Annotated in this window: 23 protein-coding genes; 9 read left to right on the forward strand and 14 right to left on the reverse strand. The window is 35.3% G+C overall.

What is annotated here, in order from left to right; genetic code table 11:
• The first annotated feature begins 73 nt into the window (after positions 1-73).
• The 4 genes from FLAVO9AF_RS04335 to FLAVO9AF_RS04350 all read left to right on the forward strand — a co-directional run bounded on the left by FLAVO9AF_RS04335 (position 74) and on the right by FLAVO9AF_RS04350 (position 2,821).
• The gene (locus FLAVO9AF_RS04335) at positions 74-1,003 is read left to right on the forward strand and encodes a UDP-3-O-(3-hydroxymyristoyl)glucosamine N-acyltransferase (protein WP_159684882.1); all 930 of its coding nucleotides are present in this window, start codon (positions 74-76) and stop codon (positions 1,001-1,003) included.
• Position 1,004: 1 nt separating this feature from the next.
• The gene (locus FLAVO9AF_RS04340; protein WP_159684885.1) at positions 1,005-1,367 is read left to right on the forward strand and encodes a nuclear transport factor 2 family protein; all 363 of its coding nucleotides are present in this window, start codon (positions 1,005-1,007) and stop codon (positions 1,365-1,367) included.
• 85 nt (positions 1,368-1,452) lie between these two features.
• On the forward strand, positions 1,453-2,325 hold the full coding sequence (gene sucD / locus FLAVO9AF_RS04345) for a succinate--CoA ligase subunit alpha (RefSeq protein WP_159684888.1): 873 nt from the start codon (positions 1,453-1,455) through the stop codon (positions 2,323-2,325).
• A 73-nt stretch (positions 2,326-2,398) separates the two neighbouring features.
• Positions 2,399-2,821: a hypothetical protein gene (locus tag FLAVO9AF_RS04350; RefSeq protein WP_159684891.1), complete on the forward strand. Its 423-nt coding sequence runs from the start codon at positions 2,399-2,401 to the stop codon at positions 2,819-2,821.
• Between the two features lie 168 nt (positions 2,822-2,989).
• Here FLAVO9AF_RS04350 and FLAVO9AF_RS04355 read toward each other — a convergent pair whose 3' ends face one another.
• The 14 genes from FLAVO9AF_RS04355 to fahA all read right to left on the reverse strand — a co-directional run bounded on the left by FLAVO9AF_RS04355 (position 2,990) and on the right by fahA (position 19,225).
• Complete coding sequence (locus FLAVO9AF_RS04355; RefSeq protein ID WP_159684894.1) at positions 2,990-4,156, reverse strand: hypothetical protein; 1,167 nt, start codon at positions 4,154-4,156, stop codon at positions 2,990-2,992.
• 1 nt (position 4,157) lies between these two features.
• Positions 4,158-5,159 carry a DUF2157 domain-containing protein gene (locus FLAVO9AF_RS04360; protein ID WP_159684897.1) on the reverse strand — a complete coding sequence of 334 codons (1,002 nt, stop codon included), beginning with the start codon at positions 5,157-5,159 and terminating at the stop codon, positions 4,158-4,160.
• 146 nt (positions 5,160-5,305) lie between these two features.
• Positions 5,306-6,586 carry an argininosuccinate lyase gene (gene argH, locus FLAVO9AF_RS04365; RefSeq protein ID WP_159684900.1) on the reverse strand — a complete coding sequence of 427 codons (1,281 nt, stop codon included), beginning with the start codon at positions 6,584-6,586 and terminating at the stop codon, positions 5,306-5,308.
• A gap of 159 nt (positions 6,587-6,745) precedes the next feature.
• The gene (locus tag FLAVO9AF_RS04370; RefSeq protein WP_159684903.1) at positions 6,746-7,816 is read right to left on the reverse strand and encodes a M20 family metallo-hydrolase; all 1,071 of its coding nucleotides are present in this window, start codon (positions 7,814-7,816) and stop codon (positions 6,746-6,748) included.
• A 54-nt stretch (positions 7,817-7,870) separates the two neighbouring features.
• Positions 7,871-8,647 carry an acetylglutamate kinase gene (gene argB / locus FLAVO9AF_RS04375; RefSeq protein ID WP_159684906.1) on the reverse strand — a complete coding sequence of 259 codons (777 nt, stop codon included), beginning with the start codon at positions 8,645-8,647 and terminating at the stop codon, positions 7,871-7,873.
• A 9-nt stretch (positions 8,648-8,656) separates the two neighbouring features.
• On the reverse strand, positions 8,657-9,631 hold the full coding sequence (locus FLAVO9AF_RS04380; RefSeq protein WP_159684909.1) for an N-acetylornithine carbamoyltransferase: 975 nt from the start codon (positions 9,629-9,631) through the stop codon (positions 8,657-8,659).
• A gap of 64 nt (positions 9,632-9,695) precedes the next feature.
• Positions 9,696-10,457: a glutamate 5-kinase gene (gene proB, locus FLAVO9AF_RS04385; protein ID WP_159684912.1), complete on the reverse strand. Its 762-nt coding sequence runs from the start codon at positions 10,455-10,457 to the stop codon at positions 9,696-9,698.
• 63 nt (positions 10,458-10,520) lie between these two features.
• Positions 10,521-11,717, reverse strand: coding sequence for a glutamate-5-semialdehyde dehydrogenase (locus tag FLAVO9AF_RS04390; protein WP_159684916.1), 1,197 nt, complete (start codon positions 11,715-11,717; stop codon positions 10,521-10,523).
• 146 nt (positions 11,718-11,863) lie between these two features.
• On the reverse strand, positions 11,864-13,000 hold the full coding sequence (locus tag FLAVO9AF_RS04395) for an aspartate aminotransferase family protein (protein ID WP_159684920.1): 1,137 nt from the start codon (positions 12,998-13,000) through the stop codon (positions 11,864-11,866).
• Between the two features lie 76 nt (positions 13,001-13,076).
• The gene (gene argC / locus FLAVO9AF_RS04400; RefSeq protein WP_159684923.1) at positions 13,077-14,054 is read right to left on the reverse strand and encodes an N-acetyl-gamma-glutamyl-phosphate reductase; all 978 of its coding nucleotides are present in this window, start codon (positions 14,052-14,054) and stop codon (positions 13,077-13,079) included.
• 217 nt (positions 14,055-14,271) lie between these two features.
• Positions 14,272-15,471: an argininosuccinate synthase gene (locus FLAVO9AF_RS04405; protein ID WP_159684926.1), complete on the reverse strand. Its 1,200-nt coding sequence runs from the start codon at positions 15,469-15,471 to the stop codon at positions 14,272-14,274.
• A gap of 57 nt (positions 15,472-15,528) precedes the next feature.
• Positions 15,529-16,146: a GNAT family N-acetyltransferase gene (locus tag FLAVO9AF_RS04410; RefSeq protein ID WP_159684929.1), complete on the reverse strand. Its 618-nt coding sequence runs from the start codon at positions 16,144-16,146 to the stop codon at positions 15,529-15,531.
• 492 nt (positions 16,147-16,638) lie between these two features.
• Positions 16,639-17,820 (reverse strand): hypothetical protein, encoded by a 1,182-nt coding sequence (locus FLAVO9AF_RS04415; protein ID WP_159684932.1) that lies wholly within the window; start codon positions 17,818-17,820, stop codon positions 16,639-16,641.
• 121 nt (positions 17,821-17,941) lie between these two features.
• On the reverse strand, positions 17,942-19,225 hold the full coding sequence (gene fahA, locus FLAVO9AF_RS04420) for a fumarylacetoacetase (RefSeq protein ID WP_159684935.1): 1,284 nt from the start codon (positions 19,223-19,225) through the stop codon (positions 17,942-17,944).
• Positions 19,226-19,332: 107 nt separating this feature from the next.
• On the opposite strand from fahA, the gene glyA reads away from it, so the two are divergent.
• The 5 genes from glyA (at position 19,333) to FLAVO9AF_RS04445 (ending at position 24,457) form a co-directional block, all read left to right on the forward strand.
• Positions 19,333-20,607, forward strand: coding sequence for a serine hydroxymethyltransferase (gene glyA / locus FLAVO9AF_RS04425; protein ID WP_159684938.1), 1,275 nt, complete (start codon positions 19,333-19,335; stop codon positions 20,605-20,607).
• Positions 20,608-20,752: 145 nt separating this feature from the next.
• Positions 20,753-21,346 (forward strand): tRNA-(ms[2]io[6]A)-hydroxylase, encoded by a 594-nt coding sequence (locus FLAVO9AF_RS04430; RefSeq protein WP_159684942.1) that lies wholly within the window; start codon positions 20,753-20,755, stop codon positions 21,344-21,346.
• A gap of 52 nt (positions 21,347-21,398) precedes the next feature.
• Positions 21,399-21,896, forward strand: coding sequence for a GNAT family N-acetyltransferase (locus FLAVO9AF_RS04435; RefSeq protein WP_159684945.1), 498 nt, complete (start codon positions 21,399-21,401; stop codon positions 21,894-21,896).
• Between the two features lie 121 nt (positions 21,897-22,017).
• Positions 22,018-23,718, forward strand: coding sequence for a sensor histidine kinase (locus tag FLAVO9AF_RS04440; protein ID WP_159684948.1), 1,701 nt, complete (start codon positions 22,018-22,020; stop codon positions 23,716-23,718).
• Positions 23,711-24,457: a LytTR family DNA-binding domain-containing protein gene (locus FLAVO9AF_RS04445; protein WP_159684952.1), complete on the forward strand. Its 747-nt coding sequence runs from the start codon at positions 23,711-23,713 to the stop codon at positions 24,455-24,457. Before FLAVO9AF_RS04440 ends, FLAVO9AF_RS04445 begins: the two co-directional genes overlap by 8 nt.
• Positions 24,458-24,508 lie beyond the last annotated feature (51 nt).

The raw sequence follows: 24,508 nt of genomic DNA on the forward strand, positions 1-24,508 counted from the left end.
GTTTTTAGTTTTTAGTCAGTGCATTGATGATTGAAAACTGCTACTAGAAACTGTGATTAAAAACTAATATGTTATGAAATTCCATAAAGAAATTGCTTTACAAGATATCGCTTCATTAATCGGGTGCTCATTTGTGGGTGCCCCTGATTTTCCTGTTTTGGGTATGAACGAAATCCATGTGGTTGAACCTGGAGATATTGTTTTTGTTGACCACCCAAAGTATTACGACAAAGCTTTGCAATCTGCAGCTACTATTGTTTTAATTAATAAAGAAGTTGCGTGTCCAGAAGGAAAAGCACTTTTGATTTCTGATGATCCTTTTAGAGATTTTAATAAGTTGACAAGACATTTTAAGCCTTTTGTAGCTTCAAATGTTACCATAAGTTTGTCAGCAAAAATTGGAGTTAATACTGTAATTCAACCAAACGTTTTTATTGGAAATGAAGTTGTGATTGGAGATAATTGCTTGATTCATTCTAATGTTGCTATATATGACCACACCGTTATTGGCGATAATGTTATTATTCACTCTGGTACTGTTTTGGGAGCCGATGCTTTTTATTATAAAAAAAGAGACACTGGGTTTGATCAATTAATTTCTGGAGGAAGAGTAGTTATTGAGAGTAACGTTGGAATAGGAGCGCTTTGCACTATAGATAAAGGTGTTACAGGTGATACAAGAATTGGAGAAGGTACTAAGTTAGACAATCAAGTACATGTTGGACACGATACTGTTATTGGTAAAAAATGTCTAATTGCTTCTCAAACAGGTATTGCAGGTTGCGTGATTATTGAAGATGAAGTAACATTATGGGGTCAGGTTGGAACAACAAGTGGAATAACCATTGGATCTAAAGCGGTTGTAATGGGCCAAACTGGTGTTACTAAGTCTGTTGAAGGTGGTAAATCATATTTTGGTACTCCAATCCAAGAATCAAGAGAGAAGTTGAAACAGTTAGCTAATATCAAAAAGATTCCAGAAATTTTAAACAAATTAAAATAATATGTCTGCAAAAGATTTTGTTAAAGCATTTTACAAATCGGATGCTTTGATTGATAGTACAATTTTAAAGGAATTTATTCATCCAGAGATTGTAATTGATTGGTATTCTACAGAAGGCTATGTTCAAATGAACTATAATTCCTTGATTAATTTAGCGGATGAGTTGCATAAAGCTTATGTAAGGTCTAAGGTGCGAATTAGTCATATTATTGAAGAAAATAATCTAATTTCTGTACGATATTCTCATTTTGTGAAAACGATAGAAAACCCTAGAGAAGAAATGTTATTGGCTCATTTTATGATGATTTGGGAGATTAAAGATGATAAACTTTACAGAGGTTATCAAATGAGTCAAGTATCCTAAATAATTTGATACTAAATGGGTTTGAAATAATTTCAAAAACCTTACTTTTGCAACACAATTTTAAAAACTACATAAAAAATATATCATGAGTGTTTTAGTTAATAAAGATTCTAAAATTATTGTTCAAGGATTCACAGGTAGCGAAGGAACTTTCCACGCTTCTCAAATGATAGAATACGGAACAAATGTTGTTGGTGGTGTAACTCCAGGAAAAGGTGGGTCTACACACTTAGATTTGCCAGTTTTTAATACAGTAAAAGATGCTGTAGAACAAGCAGGTGCTGATACTACAATTATTTTTGTTCCACCCGCTTTTGCTGCTGATGCTATTATGGAAGCTGCAGATGCTGGTATTAAAGTTATCATTGCAATTACAGAAGGAATTCCTGTAGCAGATATGATCAAAGCTAATGCTTATGTAAAAGAAAGAAATGCTAGATTAATCGGACCAAACTGTCCAGGTGTTATTACTCCGGGAGAAGCTAAAGTTGGGATTATGCCAGGTTTTGTTTTCAAAAAAGGTACAGTTGGGATTGTTTCTAAATCTGGTACTTTAACTTATGAAGCAGCTGACCAAGTTGTGAAACAAGGATTAGGAATCACTACAGCTATTGGAATTGGTGGAGATCCAATCATTGGAACTACTACAAAAGAAGCAGTTGAGTTATTAATGAATGATCCAGAGACTGAACTTATCATTATGATTGGTGAAATTGGTGGCCAATTAGAGGCTGATGCTGCTAAATGGATTAAAGCAGACGGTAACCGTAAACCAGTTGTAGGTTTTATTGCTGGAGAAACTGCACCAGCTGGAAGAACAATGGGGCATGCTGGAGCAATTGTTGGAGGATCTGATGATACTGCTGCTGCCAAAAAACAAATTATGAGAGATAACGGTATTCACGTTGTTGATTCACCAGCCGAAATTGGTAAAAAAGTAAAAGAAGTTTTAGGATAATTTCCTGATTTCAAAATTATAAATCTCAAAATGCCTCACGATTTTGTGAGGCATTTTGTTTAAATAAAAAGATATGTATAAAGAATTAGAAAAGTTTAAAGTAACCAACAGTTTTGTGTTTTCTCCAGAGGATAGTTTAGAGCAAGTTTGCAATGCATCTGAAGGTTGTGGAGTATTTTTGGTTTATGATTTGACCACAGCTAAAGAACTAATTATGGTGGGTTCTACAGGAACCGTTCAAAACAATGGAACTCTCAAAATAAAAAATGGAGGTTTGGCAGATAAAATTGTTGAAGGACATCAATTTGCTAAAACAGGAAGAAAGTATTCTTGGCCTGCTCAAATGAAGTTAGAAGGTATTTCTTCTCTTGAAGTCGTTTGGTACGAAACTTTTAACGCAGATGTAAAAGGGATTCCAACAAGTGTTGAAGGGCAAGTTTTGCAAAACTTTTTAGATGAAAACGGAAAACTTCCTAGATGGAATGTAGCTTTCTAATACATCTAACTGTATAATTACTTTTTGTTTGCTATGACGAATAAGTAATAATGAATAAAAAAGAGTACATTGATGTACTCTTTTTTTGTTTTTACATATTAATGGAATGATATTTTAAACACCGTTTTTAGAATGAGATAAAGTTGTTTCTTTTTGCAAAGTTTGTCTTTAAAAACTTCCAGAAGCGCCACCACCGCTATAATCACCTCCTCCAAATTTCATAGGCGATTCCTCTATTTTGGTTTCTGGTTTTATGCCAAAAGCTGTAACAGCCACTAGGGCTTCAGTACTTTTAAGATCTTTTTTCTGAGTTAGTCGATCTAGTTCAAATGTGATTCCACTTGTTTTATCTTTTAATTTTTGAATTGAAAAATAAGAAATGATAAAAAGAAGTATTCCGCCCAAAGTCATAGCAACTTCAACTGGTAGAATTGAGTGGTAATAGCGAATAGTAAAAATGGAAAATCCTATACACAAAGCACCAATCCATAACAAGTAGCGATCTTTTGTTTTTAATGCAGTCATAACATAAACAATCGGAACTGTTATTGTAAAAAAGTAAAAGAAAATAGCAAATGGAATGTCTTGATTTGGTTTTAAATTTATGCCTAGTAATTCAGAAGAGAGTTCTCTAACTACAAAATAGTTACAAGAAAGATAGGCTAAGATGAGGTAAAAACTATTTGCGATTACTAATCCTTCGTGATAATAGAGCTCTTTTAGTTGTGTCAGTTTTCTTTTAGTAAAAAAGTAGCACACAACCGCAAAGATAAGGGTTGCAAAAGGTAAAATGGTCTTGCCAATAGTACCTATTTCTAACAAAGTATAGAATAAGGTTGCCGTTGTTGCTAAGCAAAATAGTAGGAGGGATATGTTGTGTATAAATCTTTTATACATTACTAAGGCACTAATTGAAACAAAGAATGCAATTAGAAGTTCAAAAGACTCTGAATTGATTCCAATAGCAATAGCAAGGTTTAAAATACTTCCTAAAATAAACGCGTCGTCAACACCATAATTTTTGTAGTTTTCTCGAGCCAAAAACTCAGCAGCAGTCCATCCTATAATTGCAAATAAGTAAAAACAAAACTGAAAATAGGATTCTCCAATTTGCATTCCAATGATTGAGATGGTGCCACAAATTGAAGCATAAAGCAGGCTTCCAAGTATAAAAAATGCCAGGCGAAGGAGTAGGTTGTTTTGTGTCTTAAAAACGGGTAAATTGTATTTTATACTATGCGCTTGTTCTTGAGTGATAAAATCAGCATTCAAAAAAGTATCAGCTTCCTCAATTAAAACGATGTTTGTTAATTTATTTTCGTTGTAAGCTCTCATTTTACTCGTTTTTTTGTTGATTAAACTTTTTTACAGATTGAATGAATAAATAGATAGAGCCGATGAAGTAAGCAGGAAACAAATAAATCAAAAGCTCCCATAATCCATTAAAATTAATAGCATCAATTACTTCGAATAAAAGCACATTGAAGCCTACATAACCGTAAAGTAAAGCGAATACAAAAAGTGAAATGGCATCATATTCTTTACTCATTTTGTAAAAATAATAAGTTACTCCTCCTAAAAGCAAGGCAAATAGAAAACATATTGGAACTTCTTTTTCTGAAAGTTTGCTAATTGTAGCAATACAAATTAGATGTAGAGCGAAAGTGAGATAAATCAAATTAAAATGCATTTTCAATTTAATTTTTGAACTGTAAATGGTCCATAAAATAAGCAATAACCCTAAACCTATGGCAGAAAATGCTAGCGTGTCATTGGAATAAAATTCGGTATCAAGAACTTTCTGTGGAGTTACTGTCAGACCGATACAAGCTGCGAGACCAGAAACTGCAATGCTAAGGACACTTTTGTTATCAAAATAATAGGCATAACAAAAGCTAAGAATAGTTGGGACAAGTGTGGCTATTCCATAATTTTCACCAAAGAGCGTATATTGAAATTGTAAATACCCGATGAAAATACAACTTAGAATGGCAACAAGCAAGACTAAATAGTCATAGATTGGATTATCAAAGGCAATTTCTTCTTTATGAAATCCTTTTGCTTTTTTGAAACAAAAATAAAGACAAACGGTAATTAGCAAAAAAAGACAGATGATTATCGCATCGTGACCAATAGAGTCAATGTTTTGATAAATTAGTATTCCAACACCTGAGGTAAAAAGAAGTACTGATAAATAAAGCAGAAGTCTTAATTCAGTATGCAAAGAAAAAATGCCAAGTTTTTGATACTCTTCAATGGTATCTAGCTGTTTATTGGTCATAAAGCCTTTTTCTAGCAAAGCAGTTGCGATTTTACTCTTGTAAGTTTTTGTTTTCATAATTTGGATTCTGGCTTAATCAAAAATAAGATATTTGTTTTGAAGTCACATTAAAAGTCTTCTTATTCTTTCTTTTTTTACAATGAACCAAAAAAAAAGCCGTTCCAACAGAAAGTAGAACGGCTTTAGCTATTTGCATATTTCTTTTAAAAAGCGTTTTGCATTTTTTCTTTAATTTCAGTCAAACACAAATTATTGATACTTCCTTCGTGTGTGTGTTGGGTGGCTTTTGGTGATTGGTACGTGCCATTTTCTAATTGTTCCGCTACCGCTTTATAGGCATCTCTAAAAGGCATTCCTGCAACTACCATTTCGTTTAAAGTATCTACGGTAAATAGGTAATTGTATTTTGGGTCGGCTAGAATGTTGTCTTTTACCTTGATGTCTTTGATGGAAAAAATGGCAATATCCAAACAGGCTTTCAGATTTTGTATAGCGGGAAATAATCCTTCTTTCAACAATTGAAATTCACGGTGATAGCCACTAGGAAGGTTGTTTGTGATTAAAGTGATTTCATAAGGTAAAGCTTGAATTTTATTGCATTTCCCACGAATTAATTCAAAAACATCTGGATTCTTTTTGTGAGGCATAATGCTTGAACCAGTAGTTAAATGCGCTGGTAAACTAATAAAATCAAAGTTTTGGCTCATATATAGACACACGTCCATAGAGAATTTTGCTAAAGTTGCAGCCACGCTACTCATAGCAAAAGCGACTGTTTTTTCGGATTTGCCACGGCTCATTTGTGCTGCTACCGAATTGAATTTTAAGGTAGCAAAGCCTAATTCCTTAGTGGTAAAGGTTCGGTTGATAGGGAAGGAGCTGCCATATCCTGCGGCTGAACCTAACGGATTTTGATCTACCACTTTCAATGCTGCATTCAACATCGTGATATCATCTATCAAAGTTTCGGCGTAAGCAGAAAACCACATACCAAAGGAAGATGGCATAGCGATTTGTAAATGCGTATAGCCAGGTAACAGTACATTTTGATACTGCTCAGCGGATTCCATCAACAAATCGAAAAGCGTTTTTACTTGTTCTTTGAGGGCTATAACCACATCTTTTAAATACAAATTGACATCTACTAATACTTGGTCATTTCGAGAACGTGCCGTGTGTATTTTTTTACCAGCGTCGCCTAGTTTTTCTGTCAATAAGTATTCTATTTTGGAATGTACGTCTTCAAAGCTGTCTTCGATTTCGAAATCTCCTTTTTCAATAGTTGTAATTATATCTTGTAAGGCCAAAACTAAGTCATTAGCTTCTGTAGCATCCAATAATCCTATTTGAGCCAACATTTTAGCGTGAGCGATAGAGCCTAAAGCATCGTATTTAGCCAAAACCAAATCCAATTCACGGTCATTTCCTACCGTAAAATGTTCGATTTGTTTGTCGGTTGGTATTCCTTTTTCCCAGAGTTTCATATTGTTTTATTTTTCACAAAGCACTACAAAAGTGAACAGAGGTTCGCAAAGTGTCTTTATTAGATTTATGTTCTCGTTTTATTTTATTCCTAGCCCCGATAGTAGTGGAAATCCTTTTATGGCGGGGTTCGCCATAAAAGATTGTAACGGATAGCGGGATTAGCTCCTAAAAAAATCTGTTAATATTTTAATGTACAATTCAATTCCTTCTTCGATTTCATTGATGTAAATAAATTCGTCAGCCGAGTGTGACCGCAGGGTTTCTCCTGGGCCAAGTTTTAGCGACTGGCAACTCAACACCGATTGGTCCGAAAGCGTAGGAGAGCCGTAGGTGGTGCGGCCTAACGCGATTCCTGCTTGTACTAATCCGTGTGAAAGAGGAATAGAAGAAGCATTGAGATGCATAGAACGCGGTGTAATCTCAGCTTTCACTAGTTGACGAACCGTGTCTAATATTTCTGCATTGCTATAACAATCATTTACTCGAATATCGACTACCAAATGGCATTCAGCGGGTACTACATTGTGTTGTTTTCCTGCGTTGATTTGGGTTACCGTCATTTTTACAGGCCCTAAAACTTCTGATATTTTTTCGAATTGGTAACTGTTAAACCAACTGATGATAGGCATTGCATTGTAAATAGGATTGTCAGGATTATGGTGTGCCGCGTGACTTGCGGTTCCTTTTACGACTACATCCAAAACCAAAAGTCCTTTTTCAGCAATCGCCAATTGCATTAAGGTAGGTTCGCCCACAATGGCGCAATCAATTTCTGGTAAATGTTTTAGTACGCTATTCAATCCGTTTTTGCCACTGCTTTCTTCTTCTGCAGAAGCCACCATAACCAAATTGTAAGGCAAATTTTCTTGAGCATAAAAATGAACAAAAGTGGCCAATAAAGCCACTAAACAACCTCCAGCATCGTTACTGCCTAGACCAAATAATTTCCCGTCTTTTTCAATAGGTTCAAAAGGGTCGTTCGTATAGCCTTGGTTGGGTTTTACAGTATCGTGATGGGAGTTTAGTAAAAGGGTAGGTTTAGCCGCATCAAAGCGTTGGTTGTACGCCCAAATATTATTGTTTTCCCGCTCAAAGGGAATGTTATTTTGCTGGAACCATTGTTCTATTAAAAGCGCAGTTTGTGCTTCTTCACTAGAAAAGGAAGGAGTAGCAATCAATGCTTTTAGTAAGGCGATGGCTTCTTGTGTAAGGGTTGTTATGGTTTTCAAAATTTTTAATTTAACCCTTTCAAAGTTCTGAATTCTGAAAGGGTTGTTAGTAATCTATAATGTTATACTCGTACAAAGTATGTTGTTGTCTTTCAATAGTCTGTGATGTCCAATTTTTATTTTATGAACGCCTTTGGACAAGCTGTTAAAGCAATTGTCGAGTTTTGGAATCATTCCTGAATGTATGGCGCCTTCTGTTTTTAATTGGTCATACAGTTCTTTATTGATGTTTTCAATGACAGAAGTGTCGTCTTCTGCATCATACAAAACTCCCGATTTTTCGAAGCAATACGTTAAAGTTACTTCAAAAACTTCCGACAAAGCAATGGCTAATTCACTGGCAATCGTATCAGCATTCGTATTCAATAATTGTCCTTGTTTGTCGTGTGTAATAGCACAAAAAACAGGGGTAATCTCGTTTTTTATCAATGTTTCTAGCAGCGAGGTGTTTACTTTTTGCACATCTCCCACAAAACCGTAATCAATCGTGGGATGATTTCTTTTGGTAGACTGAATCAAGTTGCCATCTGCCCCAGAAAAGCCCATAGCATTAGTACCATTTGCGTGTAATTGTGCTACGATGTTTTTGTTGATTTCGCCGGCATAAATCATCACCACAACGTCAAGCATAGGTTGGTCGGTGATGCGTCTTCCATCAATCATTTGAGGGACTAAACCAATACTTTTCGCCATTTTGGTAGCTGATTTTCCTCCGCCGTGCACCAACACTTTATAGCCTTCTATTTTTGAAAAATCGGTAATAAATTGTTGTAGTTCGGCTGGATTATCGATGATATTGCCACCGATTTTTACTATTGTTAGTTGTTCCATTCTTTTGAATTAATACTCTAAACTTTTGGTTTTATTAGGTAATCTTTTCAGTATTTTTTGTAAAACCAATTGTGCTGAATAGGTTCTGTTATGGGCTTGCTGAATCACAATAGAGTTTTCGCTATCAATTACTTCATCGGCTACAATCACATTGCGACGCACTGGAAGGCAATGCATAAATTTGGCATTGTTCGTCAATTTCATTTTCTCAGCCGTAACGGTCCAATTTTCGTCTGTATTCGTCACTTTCCCGTATTCGTTGTAATTGCTCCAGTTTTTGGCATAAATAAAATCAGCATTTTCAAAAGCTTTGTCCTGATTGTATTCAATTACCGAATCCTTGGTGATTTCAGGATTCAATTCATAACCTTCTGGATGCGTAATTACAAAATCCATATCTCTTTGCAGTTGCATCATTTCTACAAACGAATTGGCCACAGCTTGAGGTAATGCTTTAGGATGTGGCGCCCAAGTCAGTACTACTTTAGGTTTGTGTTTGGTTTTGAACTCGGCCATTGTAATGGCATCGGCCAAGGATTGTAGCGGGTGACCCGTAGCACTTTCCATATTAACAATAGGCACAGTGGCGTATTTTACAAAACCACTCAAAACGGTTTCTGCATTATCTTTTTCTTTATCCGTTAGTCCCGCAAAAGCTCTGATAGCAATAATGTCACAATATTGCGAAACGACTTCGGCGGCTTCTTTAATGTGTTCGGAGGCGCCTTGATTCATAATTGTGCCGTCTTCGAACTCCAAAGTCCATCCTTCAGCTCCAAAGTTCATCACCATAACATTCATTCCTAGATTGATGGCCGCTTTTTGAGTACTCAAACGCGTTCTCAAACTTGGATTGAAAAAGAGCATAACCAATGTTTTGTCTTTACCCAATCTTTGATTTTTTAATGGGTCTTTCTTTATTTTAAGGGCTTGTTTTACCCATTTCTTTAGTGAATCGATTTCTTTTATTGAGGTGTAATTCATAGCTTTATCTTATTAGAATGCTGAATAAGCGGATTTGTAGTTTGTGATTTTTAGTGGTTCTAAGTTAAATAATTTTAGTGAAAGGGATTTCATTCCGCAGCGCTTTCCGCATAAAATCATCCTCTAGGCCATTCACAATCCAAGTCTCAATATTGGCTTTTTTGGCAATTGCTGCCGATTCTATTTTAGATTGCATACCACCAGTTCCGTGAGACGACTTTTTATCACCTATTTCTTTTTGTAACAATGACAAATCCGTTACTAGTTCAATCGTTGATGGAAGTGCATCGTTGATAGAAGTTTTGGTGTAAATACCATTGGTATTCGTAGCAATAATCAAAATATCGACATCTAGCAATACGGCTGCCAAAGCGGCTAATTTATCGTTGTCACCAAACTTGATTTCGTCCGTAGCCACCGTGTCATTTTCATTAATGATGGGAATGTAATTGTTTTTGACCAACACATTGATGGTGTTCACGATATTGACTTTGGATTGTTCTTTTTCAAAATCAGAATAGGAGAGGAGACATTGTGAAATATGCAATCCTAAATCGCTGAAATTTTCGTGGTAAATACGCATCAAATGGGGTTGCCCAATGGAAGCCAAGGCTTGTTTTACAAAGACTTCTTGGTCATTATTGTCTAGCTTAACAAACTGTTTGGCAGCGGCAATCGCCCCAGAACTTACAATAATGAATTCGTATTGGTCTTGTAGCGCGGCAATTTGCATTCCAATATCCTCAATCTTTCCTCTCGAGATATGATTGGTTTCCTTGGTTAAGGTATTGCTGCCTAATTTTAATAATATTCTTTTTTTTGTCATTTTGTATTTTTTTACAAACAGATTGTGCATTGATTTCAAGTAAGGACAAGTCGCGACTTGTCCCTACCGAACCTGTCCTTCTCCGTAAACATACCATTTGTTGGTGACCAAATGTTGTAAACCAATGGGACCGCGTTGGTGTAATTTGTCTGTGCTGATAGCGAGTTCTCCACCTAAACCAAATTGCCCTCCATCGGTAAAACGAGTCGAAGCATTATGATAAACGGATGAAGTATCAACGTTATCCATAAATTCTTGGGCTGTTGTTTCACTTTCGGTGATGATAGCAGCTGAGTGACCTCCGCAATATTTATTGATTTTAGCTATTGCTTCTTGATTAGAAGAAACAGTGCCAATTACAATTTTGTAATCCAAAAATTCTTCATACCAAATGTCGTCTGAATCAATTTGGGAAATTTGAGTTGTTTTGGCAATTGTGGCATCTCCCAAAACAGTCACTTTTCGTTCCTGCAAAGCACGAATTAATTGGTTAGAAAAGACTTCCCAATTCGGTAAATTAACATCAATTACTACTTTATCTAAAGCATTGCAAACTGATATATTTGAGGTCTTTGCATTAATAATCACTGCTGTTGCTTTGTCTAAGTCAGCATCAGCATTTACGTACACAAAGTTATTTCCACGACCACTAACAATCACTGGACAAGTAGCGTGTTTTTTGGTGAATTCAATTAATTTTTCTCCGCCACGAGGCACAATCAAATCAACCTTTTGAGTTGGTTTTTCCAAAAAAACTTGGGTTTGTGCTCTATCGTAATTCAGGTATTCCACCCAATCCGTTGCTACATCATTGCTTTCCAAAGCTTGATGCCAAAGACTTACAATTTTTTGATTCGACAGTAATGACTCTTTGCCGCCTTTTAAAAGGATTTTATTTCCGGATTTAAAAGCAATACCACCCGCTTCAACTGTTACATCAGGTCGGGACTCATAAATAATTAAAATAGTGCCAAATGCAGCAGTTTTATTATAAATTTTAAGACCATTATCGTGAACAAATTCAAAGCGAATTTTCCCCACAGGGTCTTCTTGACTGGCCAATTGTTGCAAGGACAAAATCATACCGTCAATTTTGGCATCATCGACCAACAAACGTTTTTCCATCGCCAAATCTTCTCCAGAATAATTGGCTAAATCTTGTTGGTTACTACTTTTCAATGCCGTTCGTTCCTGCGCTAGCAAAGCCGCCATCGTGGTTAAAACGGCGTTTCTCTTTTCGATGGTTAGTAGTGTATTCATAGTTTTTGGTTAGTTAATTTTTTGGGCGTGCCCCTCCCAAAAAAGGTCGGGTCGGGCTATCCGTTCCCGCTTCCCGATGAAAAATCGGGAGAGCTCCACTGCTCTCCCTCACGCAGCGGACTGGCAAGGAATATTCACGCAGTTTCTTATTTCAATTCAGCCAACGACTCTTTCAAAGCAACGATAAAGGTATCAATTGCTGCTGTGGTAATGGTCAAGGGCGGTAAAATTCTCAACAGGTTTTTATTATTAGCACTTCCTGTGAAAATATGTTTTTCCACAATCATTTTCTTGCGTAAAGCACTCACATCAAAATCAAATTCTACGCCCAGCATCAATCCTTTTCCTTTCACTTTGATAATTTCAGGCACTTGTTGGATGGCTTTCATAAAGTACTCGCTAACGGCGTTTACATTATCCATTAACTTCTCACTCTTAATTACATCCAAAACGGCGATTCCAGCGGCACAAGCCAAATGACTTCCGCCAAAAGTAGTACCTAATAAGCCATAACTCGCTTTGAAATGTGGTGCAATCAAAATCCCACCAATTGGGAAACCGTTGCCCATTCCTTTGGCCAAGCAGATGATATCCGCTTTGATGTCATGGTATTGATGAGCAAAAAACTTCCCGCTTCTGCCATAACCGGATTGGACTTCGTCTAAAATCAAAACCGCTTCGTATTGTTTGCACAGTTTTTCTAAGGCTTGAAAGAATTCTGTCGTTCCTTCATCTAATCCGCCCACACCTTGAATGCCTTCAATAATCACGGTGCACACATCGCCTTTTTGTAATTCGGTTTCTACCAAATCAATTTGGTTTAGTGGTAAAAAAGTAACCACTTGTTGGGCATTAATGGGCGCTACAATTTTTTTGTTATCGGTTACCGCCACAGCTGCCGATGTTCTTCCGTGAAAAGAGTTATCGAACGCAATAACTCTCGATTTTCCGTTGTGGAAAGAGGCTAATTTTAGTGCGTTTTCATTGGCTTCGGCTCCTGAGCTGCACAAAAACAAAGCGTAATCATCATAGCCTGATAATTCACCTAGTTTTTGGGCTAATTCTACTTGTAATGGATTTTGGATGGCATTAGAATAGAATCCAATATTGTCCAATTGTTCTTTTACTTTCGCCACATAATGCGGTTGGGTGTGCCCAATGGAGATGACTCCGTGGCCGCTGTATAAATCTAAATATTCCACACCGTTTTCATCTGTAATGGTGCAGTCTACTGCTTTTACAGGTGTGATGTTGTATAATGGGTAAACGTCGAATAGGTTCATGGTTGCTGTTTAATCGTTAATTTGTTGATTTGGTTAATCGATTAAACAAATAAACGATTAACCGAATCCACTTTTTTTAAAATCCACTTGGTTTCAAATGCAAACCGGTACTTTCGTCGAGTCCAAAGAGCAAGTTCATATTTTGAATGGCTTGACCTGAGGCGCCTTTGACTAAGTTATCAATAACCGAAGTAATCAAAATGCGGTTGCCTTTTTTCATCAAACTAATGATGCATTTATTGGTTTGAACGACTTGTTTTAAATTGATGTTGGTAGTTGTAACGGTTACAAATGGTTCATTTTTGTAAAAGGCTTTATATTTGGCCACGATATCTTCTAAGCTTTCCTCACAATGCGTGTACAAGGTGGCAAAAATTCCTCTTGGGAAATCCCCTCTGTTGGGAATAAAAAGCAATTCGTTGTTGAAATCTTCCTGCAATTGATGTAAACTCTCGCCTATTTCTCCCAAATGTTGGTGTTCAAAAGCTTTGTAATGCGACATATTGTTGTTTCTCCAACTAAAGTGTGAAGTTTCTGAAAGACTCACTCCAGCTCCTGTACTTCCCGTTGTGGCATTGATGTGCACATCGCTATTGAGCAATTTGGCTTTCGCTAAAGGCAATAATGCCAACTGAATCGCGGTAGCAAAACAACCGGGATTGGCAATGAATTGCCCGTTTTTAATGGCTTTTTTGTTCAGTTCTGGTAAGCCGTATATGAATTTTTTACCCTCAAACACTTCGTCTTTTTCTAACCTGAAATCATTGCCTAAATCAATGATTTTGGTATGGCTGGCAAATGTATTTTCGGATAAAAAGGCTTTGGATTTGCCGTGACCTAGACACAGAAATAGAACATTTACATTTGGGTTGATGGTATCTGTAAAATTCATTTCGATATCGCCCAACACATCTTGATGCGCTACCGAAAGGGGTTTCCCCGCATTGGTGGTGCTGTACACAAAGTCGAGTTTGGCGTTGGGATGAAACATCAAGATTCTGATGAGTTCGCCAGCCGTATAACCCGAACCGCCAATAATTCCAACATTAATCATAATTTTTATTTTGTTTCACCGCAAAGACGCCAAAGCGCTAAGGGTTTGTTTATAGAATGTAAGTTTGTTATTCAAAAGTTTCTATTTTTTCTCTTTTAGCCCCGATAGTAGTGGAAATCCTTTGTGGGCTGGTGTTCAGCCTGTAAATATTGCAACGGATAGCGGGAACTAATGTCTCCAAAAATACCTGAACTTTCGCTCCTAATCAGTAACTATACTATTCGTAAGTTTCTTGATTCACAGATGAAAATATGTTTTGTGCATTGCCTAGAATTTTGATAAAACCTTTGGCATCATCAGACGTCCAAGCATTGTTCATTTCGCCGTATTGACCGAAGCCGGTGTTCATTAAATCGTTTGGTGATTCGATACCGTCTAAGCTGAAATGATACGGTTTTAAAGAGACAGTTACGGTTCCATTAACTGTTTTTTGCGTGTCTTCTAAGAACGTTTCGATGTTGCGCATCACTGGGTCTAAAAATTGCCCTTCGTGGAATAACATACCGTACCAGTTGCCCAGTTGTTCTTTCCAGTATTGTTGCCATTTGCCGAGTGTATGTTTTTCTAACAAATGGTGCGCTTTGATGATGATTAATGGGGCTGCGGCCTCAAAACCAACTCTTCCTTTGATACCGATAATGGTGTCGCCCACGTGAATGTCTCTTCCGATGGCGTAAGCGCTTGCCAATTTTTCTAAGGCTACAATATTATTCGAAGGCTTGTCGGTTTTACCATTTATTGCAACCAATTCCCCTTTTTGGAATTCTAAAGTTACTTTCTCTTCACCTTCTTTTTGCAATTGCGAAGGGTAGGCCTCGCTTGGTAAAGGTTGTCCCGATGTTAAGGTTTCTTTTCCGCCCACGCTGGTTCCCCAAAGGCCTTTGTTGATAGAGTATTGTGCTTTTTCCCAAGAATAATGCACGCCGTTTTTGGCTAAATAATCTACTTCTTCCTGACGAGAAAGTTTTAAATCACGAATAGGAGTGATGATTTCGATTTCGGGAGCGATGGTTTGGAAAATTAAATCAAAACGAATTTGGTCATTACCTGCACCGGTGCTTCCGTGTGCGATGGCTGTGGCTCCAACGGATTTGGCGTATTTTATGGCTTCGATGGCTTGAAAAACACGCTCAGCACTCACAGATAGAGGATAGGTGTTGTTTTTTAGGACGTTCCCATAAATCAAATATTTGATGGCTTTGTCGTAATATTTGTCTAAAATGGTAAGATTGGCGTGTTTGGCGCTTCCTAGTTCGTAAGCTCTGTCTTCGATGGCTTTTAATTCTGCTTCATCAAATCCACCCGTGTTAATTAATACGGTATGTACTTCGAATCCTTTTTCGTTTTTTAAATATTTTAGGCAATACGAAGTGTCTAATCCTCCGCTATAGGCTAATACTACTTTTTTATTTTCCATTGTATATATTTTAATGTTTTGTGTCTGACAAAACGTTGATTTTTATTTTTTGAACTATTATTTTTTTAAGAAAAGGGCTTGTTTAATCTCTTTTAAACGATTCCAAATCCGGACATTGAAAGGGTGTTTTGGTGGATTTTTTTGTTTTTCTTTGGGGTCATACAGCATTCCTGTGCACAAACACATTTTGTAGTCTTTGCTTTTTAGGATTTCAAAATTGGTACAAGTTTGACAGCCTTTCCAGAAAGTAGGGTCGGTAGTCAATTGAGAAAAAGGAACGGGTTTATATCCTAAATCGGAATTGATTTTCATTACCGCTAATCCAGTGGTGATACCGAAAACCTTGGCTTCTGGGTATTTTTGTTGAGAATACTCAAAAACGAAGGTTTTGATTTTTTTAGCTAATCCTAAATTTCTAAAGTCAGGGTGTACAATCAATCCTGAATGCGCGACGAATTGTCCGTGTTGCCAAGATTCGATATAACAAAAGCCTGCAAATTTTCCATCGATTATGGCGATAACCGCATTTTCGGTTTCCATTTTCTTTTGGATGTATTCTGGGGTTCTTTTGGCTATTCCCGTTCCTCTTTGTAAGGCCGAGGTTTCAATTGTATCACAAATTTCTGCAGCAAATGTATAGTGCTCTTTTTGTGCTACTACTATAGAAATATTCATTTCGGAATTCGATTTAGAGGTTAAAAATCGTTTGGTTCTTTTTTTTAAAGCAATCATAGTCAATGAGCTATTAAAAGTACCACATTTTTTTCAAATATTTTATTGTAAATAATTGAAATGTAGTTACTTATAAAATTATATTGAGTTTCAGTCAGATTTGAAACTCCATTAAAAAATGGATTTGATTTCAAAATGGTAAAATGAAAAAGGATAAAATATAGAAAACACTTTTTTGGAGACTATAGGCATAGCATCCGCACTTCGGGAGAAGTAGCAAGTAAATTTATCCGGTAGATAGAAGTTATATGTAAACTTGTATTTTTCATCGATGCAAATTTACGATATAAAATTTTATAAAAAATCAAATTTTACTTAAAATTGTTAAATTTCAACAAAATTTATTTTTTAAAGCAAAAAAAGTGACTTTGAAAGTCAAAATCACTTTTTTTATGGTAATAGGGGGAAGAATTGTTTTTTCAAAAGCTACTTTTCTTATTCGAATCGGTTAGAATTCATAATATCTTTGATTTTTGACTTTAAGTCCTCTCCTGTATCATACACCATTTGCTCTGAAGTAGGAAATGGAACAGCTCTGCGGTCAAAGTTAGAATAATAGCTTTCTTCAGAAGCTCTTCGGTCTCCTTTGAAGGTGGCATAAATATTTTCGAAAACAAATTCGCTTGTAACAGGGTAGGATTGAAGCAATTGATTGCCTTTTGTAGTAACAAATTCTACTTTAGCCGTTACTTGACACGTTTTAAGTTGACGGTATTCATAGATTTGAACCGTTACTTTTTTGAAATTATCGACCAAAACTTCTTTGCCTTTTTCGTCTAACACTGCTTTTCCGTTAGCGTCTAATACTTTTTTGTAACCGTCTTTAATATCGCGTTCTTTGATGAATTCGCGTTCTTTGATTTGTTCTGGTGATACCAAAATGTTTCTGAACAAAATCATCATAGAGAAGTCGTATTTGGTTCCTTTTTCAGGTGCATTGTGATACACAATCCAAGGATTATTCAGACGATAAGTACTGAAGTCCAATAAATCGGTTTGCAAACGCGCTGGAATAATCATATTGGTTTCGTTTTTAGTTTTTACCAAAACAAAATCAGTTCCTTTGAATTTGGCTTCGTCTAATAATCGATTTACTTCTTTGTAGTTAGGGCTAATTTTATTGAGATAAGTCAATTCATCGAAAGCATTTCTGAAATTTACTTTGGTATTGGTTTTCATCAATTGAAGCGCCTTTGTGTATAAGTATTCGGCTAGCGCAGCTTTACTTGAAACGATTTGGCTGTTGTAATTTTCAAAAGGAAAAATAGCATTGCGTCCTTCTTTAATTAAAAACAAAGGAAGTACTGGTTTTATCTTTTCTTGGCGGTCGTGTAACTGCACGTAATAATTGTACAATTTTTCGATTTGATTGGGATTGGATTCAATATTTAGCATTTGAATGTTGTTCAAATCTCTTTCTTTGGCTTTAGCAAAGGCTTCTTCGAGTAGGTAAACGTAGTCTTGTTTTCCCTTTTTGTCTTTGTTGGTTCTTAAGTTAGCCAATGCGTTGTTGATGGCTTCGTCATAATTTCCGGTGCTAACTAATTGTTGGGTTTGTTTTACTCCACAACCACTAATAATAAAAAGGAGGAATAGGATTAGAGTAGTTTTCTTCATATTTGATGTAATTTCTAGGGTTAAGGTTTGATTTTGGCTCTTTTTTGGAGATGCCAAATATAGTGCCAAAAAAAATCCGACAATTCAATTTGTCGGATTTTATTTTTAGGATTTATTTTTTTTATTGTCTTACAAATGGTGGTAATAATTGGCTTGAAACTTCTCCGAATCCAATTCGAACCTCATTGTTTTTACTGTAGCCTTTAATGGTAACAGTATCGTAGTCATTGATGAATTTTCTTTCACTTCCATCATTCATTTGAATAGGATTTTTTCCTCCCCAAGTCAATTCAAGCATAGACCCAAAACTATCTGGAGTTGGTCCAGAGATAGTTCCTGACCCCATCATATCGCCTGAATTGATTCGGCAACCGTTTGAAGTATGATGTGCTAATTGTTGACTCATCGTCCAATACATATATTTGAAATTGGTATGAGAGACTACGTTTTCAACACCATTTTTAGGTGTGATTGCTACTTCAAGATTGATATCAAAAGCGTGTTTGCCTTTTAATTGAAGGTAAGGTAATGGTGAAGGATTTTGTTTTGGTCCTTTGGTTCTAAAAGGCTCTAAAGCGTCAAGTGTTACTATCCATGGTGAAATAGACGATGCAAAATTCTTAGCTAAGAAAGGTCCAAGAGGAACATATTCCCATTTTTGAATATCTCTAGCGCTCCAATCGTTTAATAAAACCATACCAAAAATATAGTCTTCAGCTTCGTAAACAGGAATATTTTCTCCCATAATGTTTACGTCGGTTGTAATGAAAGCGGTTTCTAGTTCAAAATCAACCAATCGAGAAGGGCCAAAAACTGGAGTTGTTTCTCCATTAGGTAAGGTTTGTCCCATCGGACGGTGAACGGGTATTCCAGAAGGGATTATGGTAGAACTTCTTCCATGATAACCTACAGGAATATGAAGCCAGTTAGGCAATAGTGCATTTTCTGGGTCGCGGAACATTTTCCCAACATTAGTTGCGTGTTCTTTGCTAGAATAGAAATCTGTATAATCGCCGATTAATACTGGGAGTTGCATTTCTACTTCTGAAATTTTGAAAACAACAACTTCTCTATGTTTTTCATTGTCACGTAATTTTGGATTGGTTTCGTCAAAAATATCAGCAATTCTGTTTCTTACTAACCTCCAAGTTTTTTTTCCATCAGATATGAAATCATTGAGTGTATCTTGCATAAACATATCGTCCGTTAATTCGATACCTTCAAAATAATTGAGTTGTTGTAACGCACCAAGATCAATTGCATAATCACCAATACGCGTTCCTACTGTTACTATATTCTCTTTGGTAAGAAAAACACCAAAAGGGATGTTTTGAATGGGAAAATCACTGTCAACAGGAACGTCTAACCATGACTTTCTATTTGGATTATTTGCTGTTATTGGCATAATGTGTTAATTATATTGTTGAAAATTCCACATCAAATATATTATAATCTAAGTACTAACCAAACGTTTTTTTGTATTTTTGCACCATATTAACGAAAAACAAAGAAATGCAACGCGACGAACAAATTTTTGACCTTATTCTTGAAGAACAAGAGAGACAGATACACGGATTAGAGCTAATCGCTTCAGAAAACTTCGTAAGTGATGAAGTATTAGAAGCAGCGGGTTCTGTTTTAACTAATAAATATGCTGAAGGCTATCCTGGTAAAAGATACTACGGAGGTTGTGAAGTAGTAGATGTAGTTGAGCAAATTGCTATTGATAGAGCAAAAGCTTTATTTGGTGCTGAGTATGCTAACGTTCAGCCTCACTCAGGTTCTCAAGCAAATACAGCTGTTTATCACGCATGTTTAAAACCAGGTGATACGATTCTAGGTTTTGATTTGTCTCATGGTGGACATTTAACACATGGTTCTCCAGTTAATTTTTCAGGACGTTTGTACAATCCTGTTTTTTATGGTGTAGATAAGGAAACTGGTCGTTTGAATTACGATAAAATTCAAGAAATCGCTACAAAAGAGCAGCCTAAATTAATCATCGCTGGAGCATCTGCTTATTCTCGTGATATGGATTTTGCTCGTTTCAGACAAATTGCGGATAGTGTTGGTGCAATTTTGATGGCTGATATTTCTCATCCAGCAGGACTTATTGCAAAAGGATTATTGAGCGACCCAATTCCACATTGTCATATTGTAACAACTACTACTCATAAAACACTTCGTGGACCACGTGGTGGTTTGATTATGATGGGCAAAGATTTCGAAAATCCTTGGGGACACAAAACGCCAAAAGGTGAAATTCGTATGATGTCTTCTTTATTGGATTTAGCTGTTTTTCCTGGTAATCAAGGTGGACCATTAATGCATATTATTGCTGCTAAAGCAGTTGCTTTTGGTGAAGCTTTACAAGATGAATTCTTTACTTATGCCATGCAATTGCAAAAAAATGCTAAAGCTATGGCTGAGGCATTTGTTGCTAGAGGATACGAAATCATTTCTGGTGGAACAGACAATCACATGATGTTGATTGACTTAAGAAATAAAAATATTTCAGGGAAAGATGCTGAAAATGCATTAGTAAAAGCTGAAATAACGGTTAATAAAAATATGGTTCCTTTTGATGATAAATCTCCTTTTGTCACTTCAGGTATCCGTGTAGGTACTGCAGCTATTACAACTCGTGGTTTAGTTGAAGAAGATATGGAAACTATTGTTGCTATGATTGATAAAGTATTAATGAATCATACAAATGAGGATGTTATTGAAGAAGTAGCAGCCGAAGTAAATGAAATGATGAGCGAAAGAGCAATTTTCGTTTTCTAAATAGGTTTAAAAGTATAAATTGTTAAAGGTTTAAAGTTTGAAGGTTTGTGCTAACATTAAGTTGTCACAAAGAATTTGAACTTTAAACTTTTTTCATTTTTAAAACAGCTTTAAACATTTTTTTAAACTTTTAAAAAATAAAATAATGGGAGTACTGCGTTTACAATTGCCAACAGACCCTAGATGGGTAAATATTGTTGAGAAAAATATTGAAGAAATCTTAACTGACCACGCTTGGTGTGAACAAAAAGCGGCTACAAATGCTATTACAATTATAACGAATAACTCTGAGCATCAAGATTTAGTGCAAGATTTATTGGCATTAGCCAAAGAAGAAATCGACCACTTTGAGCAAGTCCATAACATTATCATTAAAAGAGGATTAAAACTTGGGAGAGAACGTAAGGATGATTATGTTAATGAACTGTATGCTTATATGAAAAAGAGCATAGATGGTAGTCGCGTTTCTGGTTTAGTTGAGCGATTATTGTTTTCTGCCATGATTGAAGCAAGAAGCTGTGAACGATTTAAAGTGCTTTCAGAAAACATTAAGGACGAAGAATTAGCTTCTTTTTATAGAGATTTAATGGAAAGTGAAGCGGGACATTATACTACTTTTATAACTTATGCTCGTAAATACGGAGTCGGCATTGATGTTGAGCAACGTTGGAGAGAATGGTTGGCTTTTGAAGAATCTGTCATATCAAATTATGGAAAGAATGAAACCATTCATGGTTAATTTTTAAATAATAGCAGCCATTTTTTAAGTCTAATTCCAATTTACTCGTTTTATGATTACAGTTCTCCCAGCAACCGCAGCGGATTTTGACACCATACGTTCTATTGCCTACGAAACATGGCCAATAGCTTATGGTGAAATTTTGTCAAAAGCTCAGTTAGATTATATGTTGGGCGCATTTTATAATGATACTTCGTTAAAGGAAAGTGTGTCGCAAAAAGGGCATCATTTTGTATTGGCAAATGAAGGAAATCAAACCTTAGGTTTTGCTTCTTTTGAATGGAATTACGACAATCAAAAACAAACCAAGATTCATAAAATTTATATACTTCCGTCCGCCCAAGGTAAAGGAGTAGGTAAAGTACTTATAGATTATATCGCCACTGAAGCGAGAAAGCAAGGTTCTCTTACCTTGTGTCTAAATGTCAATCGCTTCAATAAAGCGATTACGTTTTATGAAAAAATGGGTTTTTCTATCACTAGCGAGGTAAATATCGAGCTAGAACATGGCTACTTGATGGAGGATTATGTGATGGAGAAAAAACTCTAGGTTGTTGTATTTTGTTTGATTCAAGACGGATGTTGCCAAATTCAAGAACTCCAGTTTTTATTGAGATAGTGCATTTACATTTGCTTCATAAAAAAATGTATTATTCAATAAAAATGAAACTATGAAAAAAATCTTTTACTTATTACTCTTCATTTCTTCATTAAGTATAGCCCAATCAGAAGAGACAATTGAGCATCTCCCAGCGAATGAATATTTTATTTTAAATGAAACTGCTGTTCTATTTGAAAATAATTTTATCATTAATAAATATATTGCGCCAAATGAGAAAAGGGGAGGACTTAATAAAGAATCAGGAACCTTCACTGATTTATCAAATAAAGGGTATTATTTTACAGTATTAGGTAAAAAAATTAGGCTTAAAATAACGACTGATTGTAATTCACTTTTTGTAGGATATTTTCATATAGACTCTCTCAAAGCTAATAACGATTTATATAGAATTGAAAATCTAGAAATTAAGATTTTAAAAAATAATAAAACCATAATTAATTGGACTTTTGTCACTCAGTCAAAAAAGTATAATGAAAGAAATGTTCTTTATGATGGGAGAGACTATTTTCAGAAGGGTTATGTTCCTTATGAAGATTCATTAATTAATGGCGATAAGCTAGTAATTTTATTTAGAAAAAAAGGACAGGAAAGTTTTCTAAAATTGAATCTTGAGAAAAAAGAAAGCGCTAGAAAACCTTTTATTATACAAACGATTTCGTTAGACTTAAATAAACCAGAAAGTTTTGAAAGCTTTATTCAGGAATCAATAGAGAAATTGCAAAAAGATAGACTCTTAGATAAATCAAATTTTTATGATGATTGGCCTGAAGATTATTTTCCAAGAATAATAGGAAATACAAACAGGCATTTTAAAAATGAAAAGTTTTGTTTGGTTTTTAGAAAGCCAAATGGTAAAAAAAGAACTCATAATAGTTTTGAATACCGCACTAGCATAAATTCAAAAATTGGTGATTGGACAAAGTCGAATGGTATCATTTTTTTGGAATTAAAAGAATCTGGAGCAAAATATAAACTTGAAGTCCAGTACAAAGACAATCCACAATATGTAGCTGTTTATAGATTTCACACTGAACCCGACTGGTATCAAACGCTTTGGTTTAAGATTGTTATTGGAATGTTTTCTCTCTTGATTTTTTCGGTTATTTATATTTTCTGGATTAGAAAAATAGCAGAAAGAAAGCGATTAGAGCAAAAATCTAAAATAAAAATGCTGTATGCCCAACTTAATCCACATTTTGTATTCAATGCCTTAGGTTCTATTCAGGGCTTGCTTAACGATAATCAGATAGAAAAAGCAAATCAATATTTGGCTGGTTTTGGTTCACTACTAAGAAATACACTTATTTCTAGTGAAAAGGAAATGCAGAGTCTTGAGGTAGAAATAAAAAGCATCAAAAATTATATCGAGTTAGAACAGTTGCGAAATCCTTTTTTGTATCGTTTAACAATTGATGAAAAAATAGATATTCACGAAGTACAAACGCTTCCACTTTTGATGCAGCCTTTGATAGAAAATGCTATAAAACATGGTATTTCAAATAAAGAAAATGCAGAAATAACGCTCACTATTTCAAAAAAAGAAGATGACTTAATTTTTGAAATAGCCGATAATGGAAAAGGTTTTGATATATTAGAGGAGCAAAAGGGTTTTGGTTTAAAATTGGTAAAAGATAGAATTACGTTATTTAATCAATCCTCTGCAAAAATGAAAATTGACATAAAGATTCAAAGTGATTTATCTGGAACACAGATAACTGTTTATTATAAAAACTGGCTTAAAAATGATTAAAGGAATCATCATAGATGACGAACCACACAATGTTACCAATCTGCGTAGATTGTTGGAAAAATATTGTCCAGAAGTGATGATTGTTGCTTCGTCATCAAATGCTAACGAAGGTATTTCACTCATTAAAAACAATCAGCCTGATTTGGTTTTTTTAGATATTCAAATGCCTGACAAGGATGGATTTCAGGTTTTGCAGGAACTTAATTTGTATGATTTTGAAGTAATATTTGTAACGGCTTTTAGTCAATATGGAATTCAGGCAATTAAATTTTCGGCAATTGATTATCTACTAAAACCAATTGATATTGAAGAGTTAAAAAAAGCAGTTGTAAAAACAAGCGAGAGATTAAAACATAAAAATCAAAATCTGCAATTGCAAAATTTGCTTCATCACTTAAGACAAAGTAATAATAGTTCCGATCACAGAATAGCTATTTCATCGCTCAAAGAAACCCGTTTTGTATATGTGAAAAACATAGTCCGATGTGAAAGCGAAAATAGCTATACATTATTTTTTACAGATGAAGGCGAAACCATTATTTCGACGGTACCACTTTATGAATATGATGAAATGTTAAGTGTTTATGGATTTATTCGTTGTCATCAATCGCATTTGGTAAATAAAAAATACGTAAAAAGCCTGCTAAAAGAAGAGGGCTATACTTTGCTGCTTTTTGATCAGATTCGAATTCCTGTTTCACGCAATAAAAAAGATTTGGTTAAAAAAGCTTTAGTTTAGTATACCAAAAAATACTAAAAATCAAAGTCAATTTGAACTTGCCTCAAAAAG

Origin of the sequence: Flavobacterium sp. 9R (assembly GCF_902506345.1) — a bacterium.
Lineage (GTDB): Bacteria > Bacteroidota > Bacteroidia > Flavobacteriales > Flavobacteriaceae > Flavobacterium.

Excerpts from the sequence above, each read along its gene's own strand:
- FLAVO9AF_RS04335 (WP_159684882.1), top strand. The coding sequence starts at position 74 with ATGAAATTCCATAAAGAAATTGCTTTACAAGATATCGCTTCATTAATC.
- FLAVO9AF_RS04340 (WP_159684885.1), top strand. The coding sequence starts at position 1,005 with ATGTCTGCAAAAGATTTTGTTAAAGCATTTTACAAATCGGATGCTTTG.
- sucD (WP_159684888.1), top strand. The coding sequence starts at position 1,453 with ATGAGTGTTTTAGTTAATAAAGATTCTAAAATTATTGTTCAAGGATTC.
- FLAVO9AF_RS04350 (WP_159684891.1), top strand. The coding sequence starts at position 2,399 with ATGTATAAAGAATTAGAAAAGTTTAAAGTAACCAACAGTTTTGTGTTT.
- FLAVO9AF_RS04355 (WP_159684894.1), bottom strand. The coding sequence starts at position 4,156 with ATGAGAGCTTACAACGAAAATAAATTAACAAACATCGTTTTAATTGAG.
- FLAVO9AF_RS04360 (WP_159684897.1), bottom strand. The coding sequence starts at position 5,159 with ATGAAAACAAAAACTTACAAGAGTAAAATCGCAACTGCTTTGCTAGAA.
- argH (WP_159684900.1), bottom strand. The coding sequence starts at position 6,586 with ATGAAACTCTGGGAAAAAGGAATACCAACCGACAAACAAATCGAACAT.
- argB (WP_159684906.1), bottom strand. The coding sequence starts at position 8,647 with ATGGAACAACTAACAATAGTAAAAATCGGTGGCAATATCATCGATAAT.
- FLAVO9AF_RS04380 (WP_159684909.1), bottom strand. The coding sequence starts at position 9,631 with ATGAATTACACCTCAATAAAAGAAATCGATTCACTAAAGAAATGGGTA.
- proB (WP_159684912.1), bottom strand. The coding sequence starts at position 10,457 with ATGACAAAAAAAAGAATATTATTAAAATTAGGCAGCAATACCTTAACC.
- FLAVO9AF_RS04390 (WP_159684916.1), bottom strand. The coding sequence starts at position 11,717 with ATGAATACACTACTAACCATCGAAAAGAGAAACGCCGTTTTAACCACG.
- FLAVO9AF_RS04395 (WP_159684920.1), bottom strand. The coding sequence starts at position 13,000 with ATGAACCTATTCGACGTTTACCCATTATACAACATCACACCTGTAAAA.
- argC (WP_159684923.1), bottom strand. The coding sequence starts at position 14,054 with ATGATTAATGTTGGAATTATTGGCGGTTCGGGTTATACGGCTGGCGAA.
- FLAVO9AF_RS04405 (WP_159684926.1), bottom strand. The coding sequence starts at position 15,471 with ATGGAAAATAAAAAAGTAGTATTAGCCTATAGCGGAGGATTAGACACT.
- FLAVO9AF_RS04410 (WP_159684929.1), bottom strand. The coding sequence starts at position 16,146 with ATGAATATTTCTATAGTAGTAGCACAAAAAGAGCACTATACATTTGCT.
- FLAVO9AF_RS04415 (WP_159684932.1), bottom strand. The coding sequence starts at position 17,820 with ATGAAGAAAACTACTCTAATCCTATTCCTCCTTTTTATTATTAGTGGT.
- fahA (WP_159684935.1), bottom strand. The coding sequence starts at position 19,225 with ATGCCAATAACAGCAAATAATCCAAATAGAAAGTCATGGTTAGACGTT.
- glyA (WP_159684938.1), top strand. The coding sequence starts at position 19,333 with ATGCAACGCGACGAACAAATTTTTGACCTTATTCTTGAAGAACAAGAG.
- FLAVO9AF_RS04430 (WP_159684942.1), top strand. The coding sequence starts at position 20,753 with ATGGGAGTACTGCGTTTACAATTGCCAACAGACCCTAGATGGGTAAAT.
- FLAVO9AF_RS04435 (WP_159684945.1), top strand. The coding sequence starts at position 21,399 with ATGATTACAGTTCTCCCAGCAACCGCAGCGGATTTTGACACCATACGT.
- FLAVO9AF_RS04440 (WP_159684948.1), top strand. The coding sequence starts at position 22,018 with ATGAAAAAAATCTTTTACTTATTACTCTTCATTTCTTCATTAAGTATA.
- FLAVO9AF_RS04445 (WP_159684952.1), top strand. The coding sequence starts at position 23,711 with ATGATTAAAGGAATCATCATAGATGACGAACCACACAATGTTACCAAT.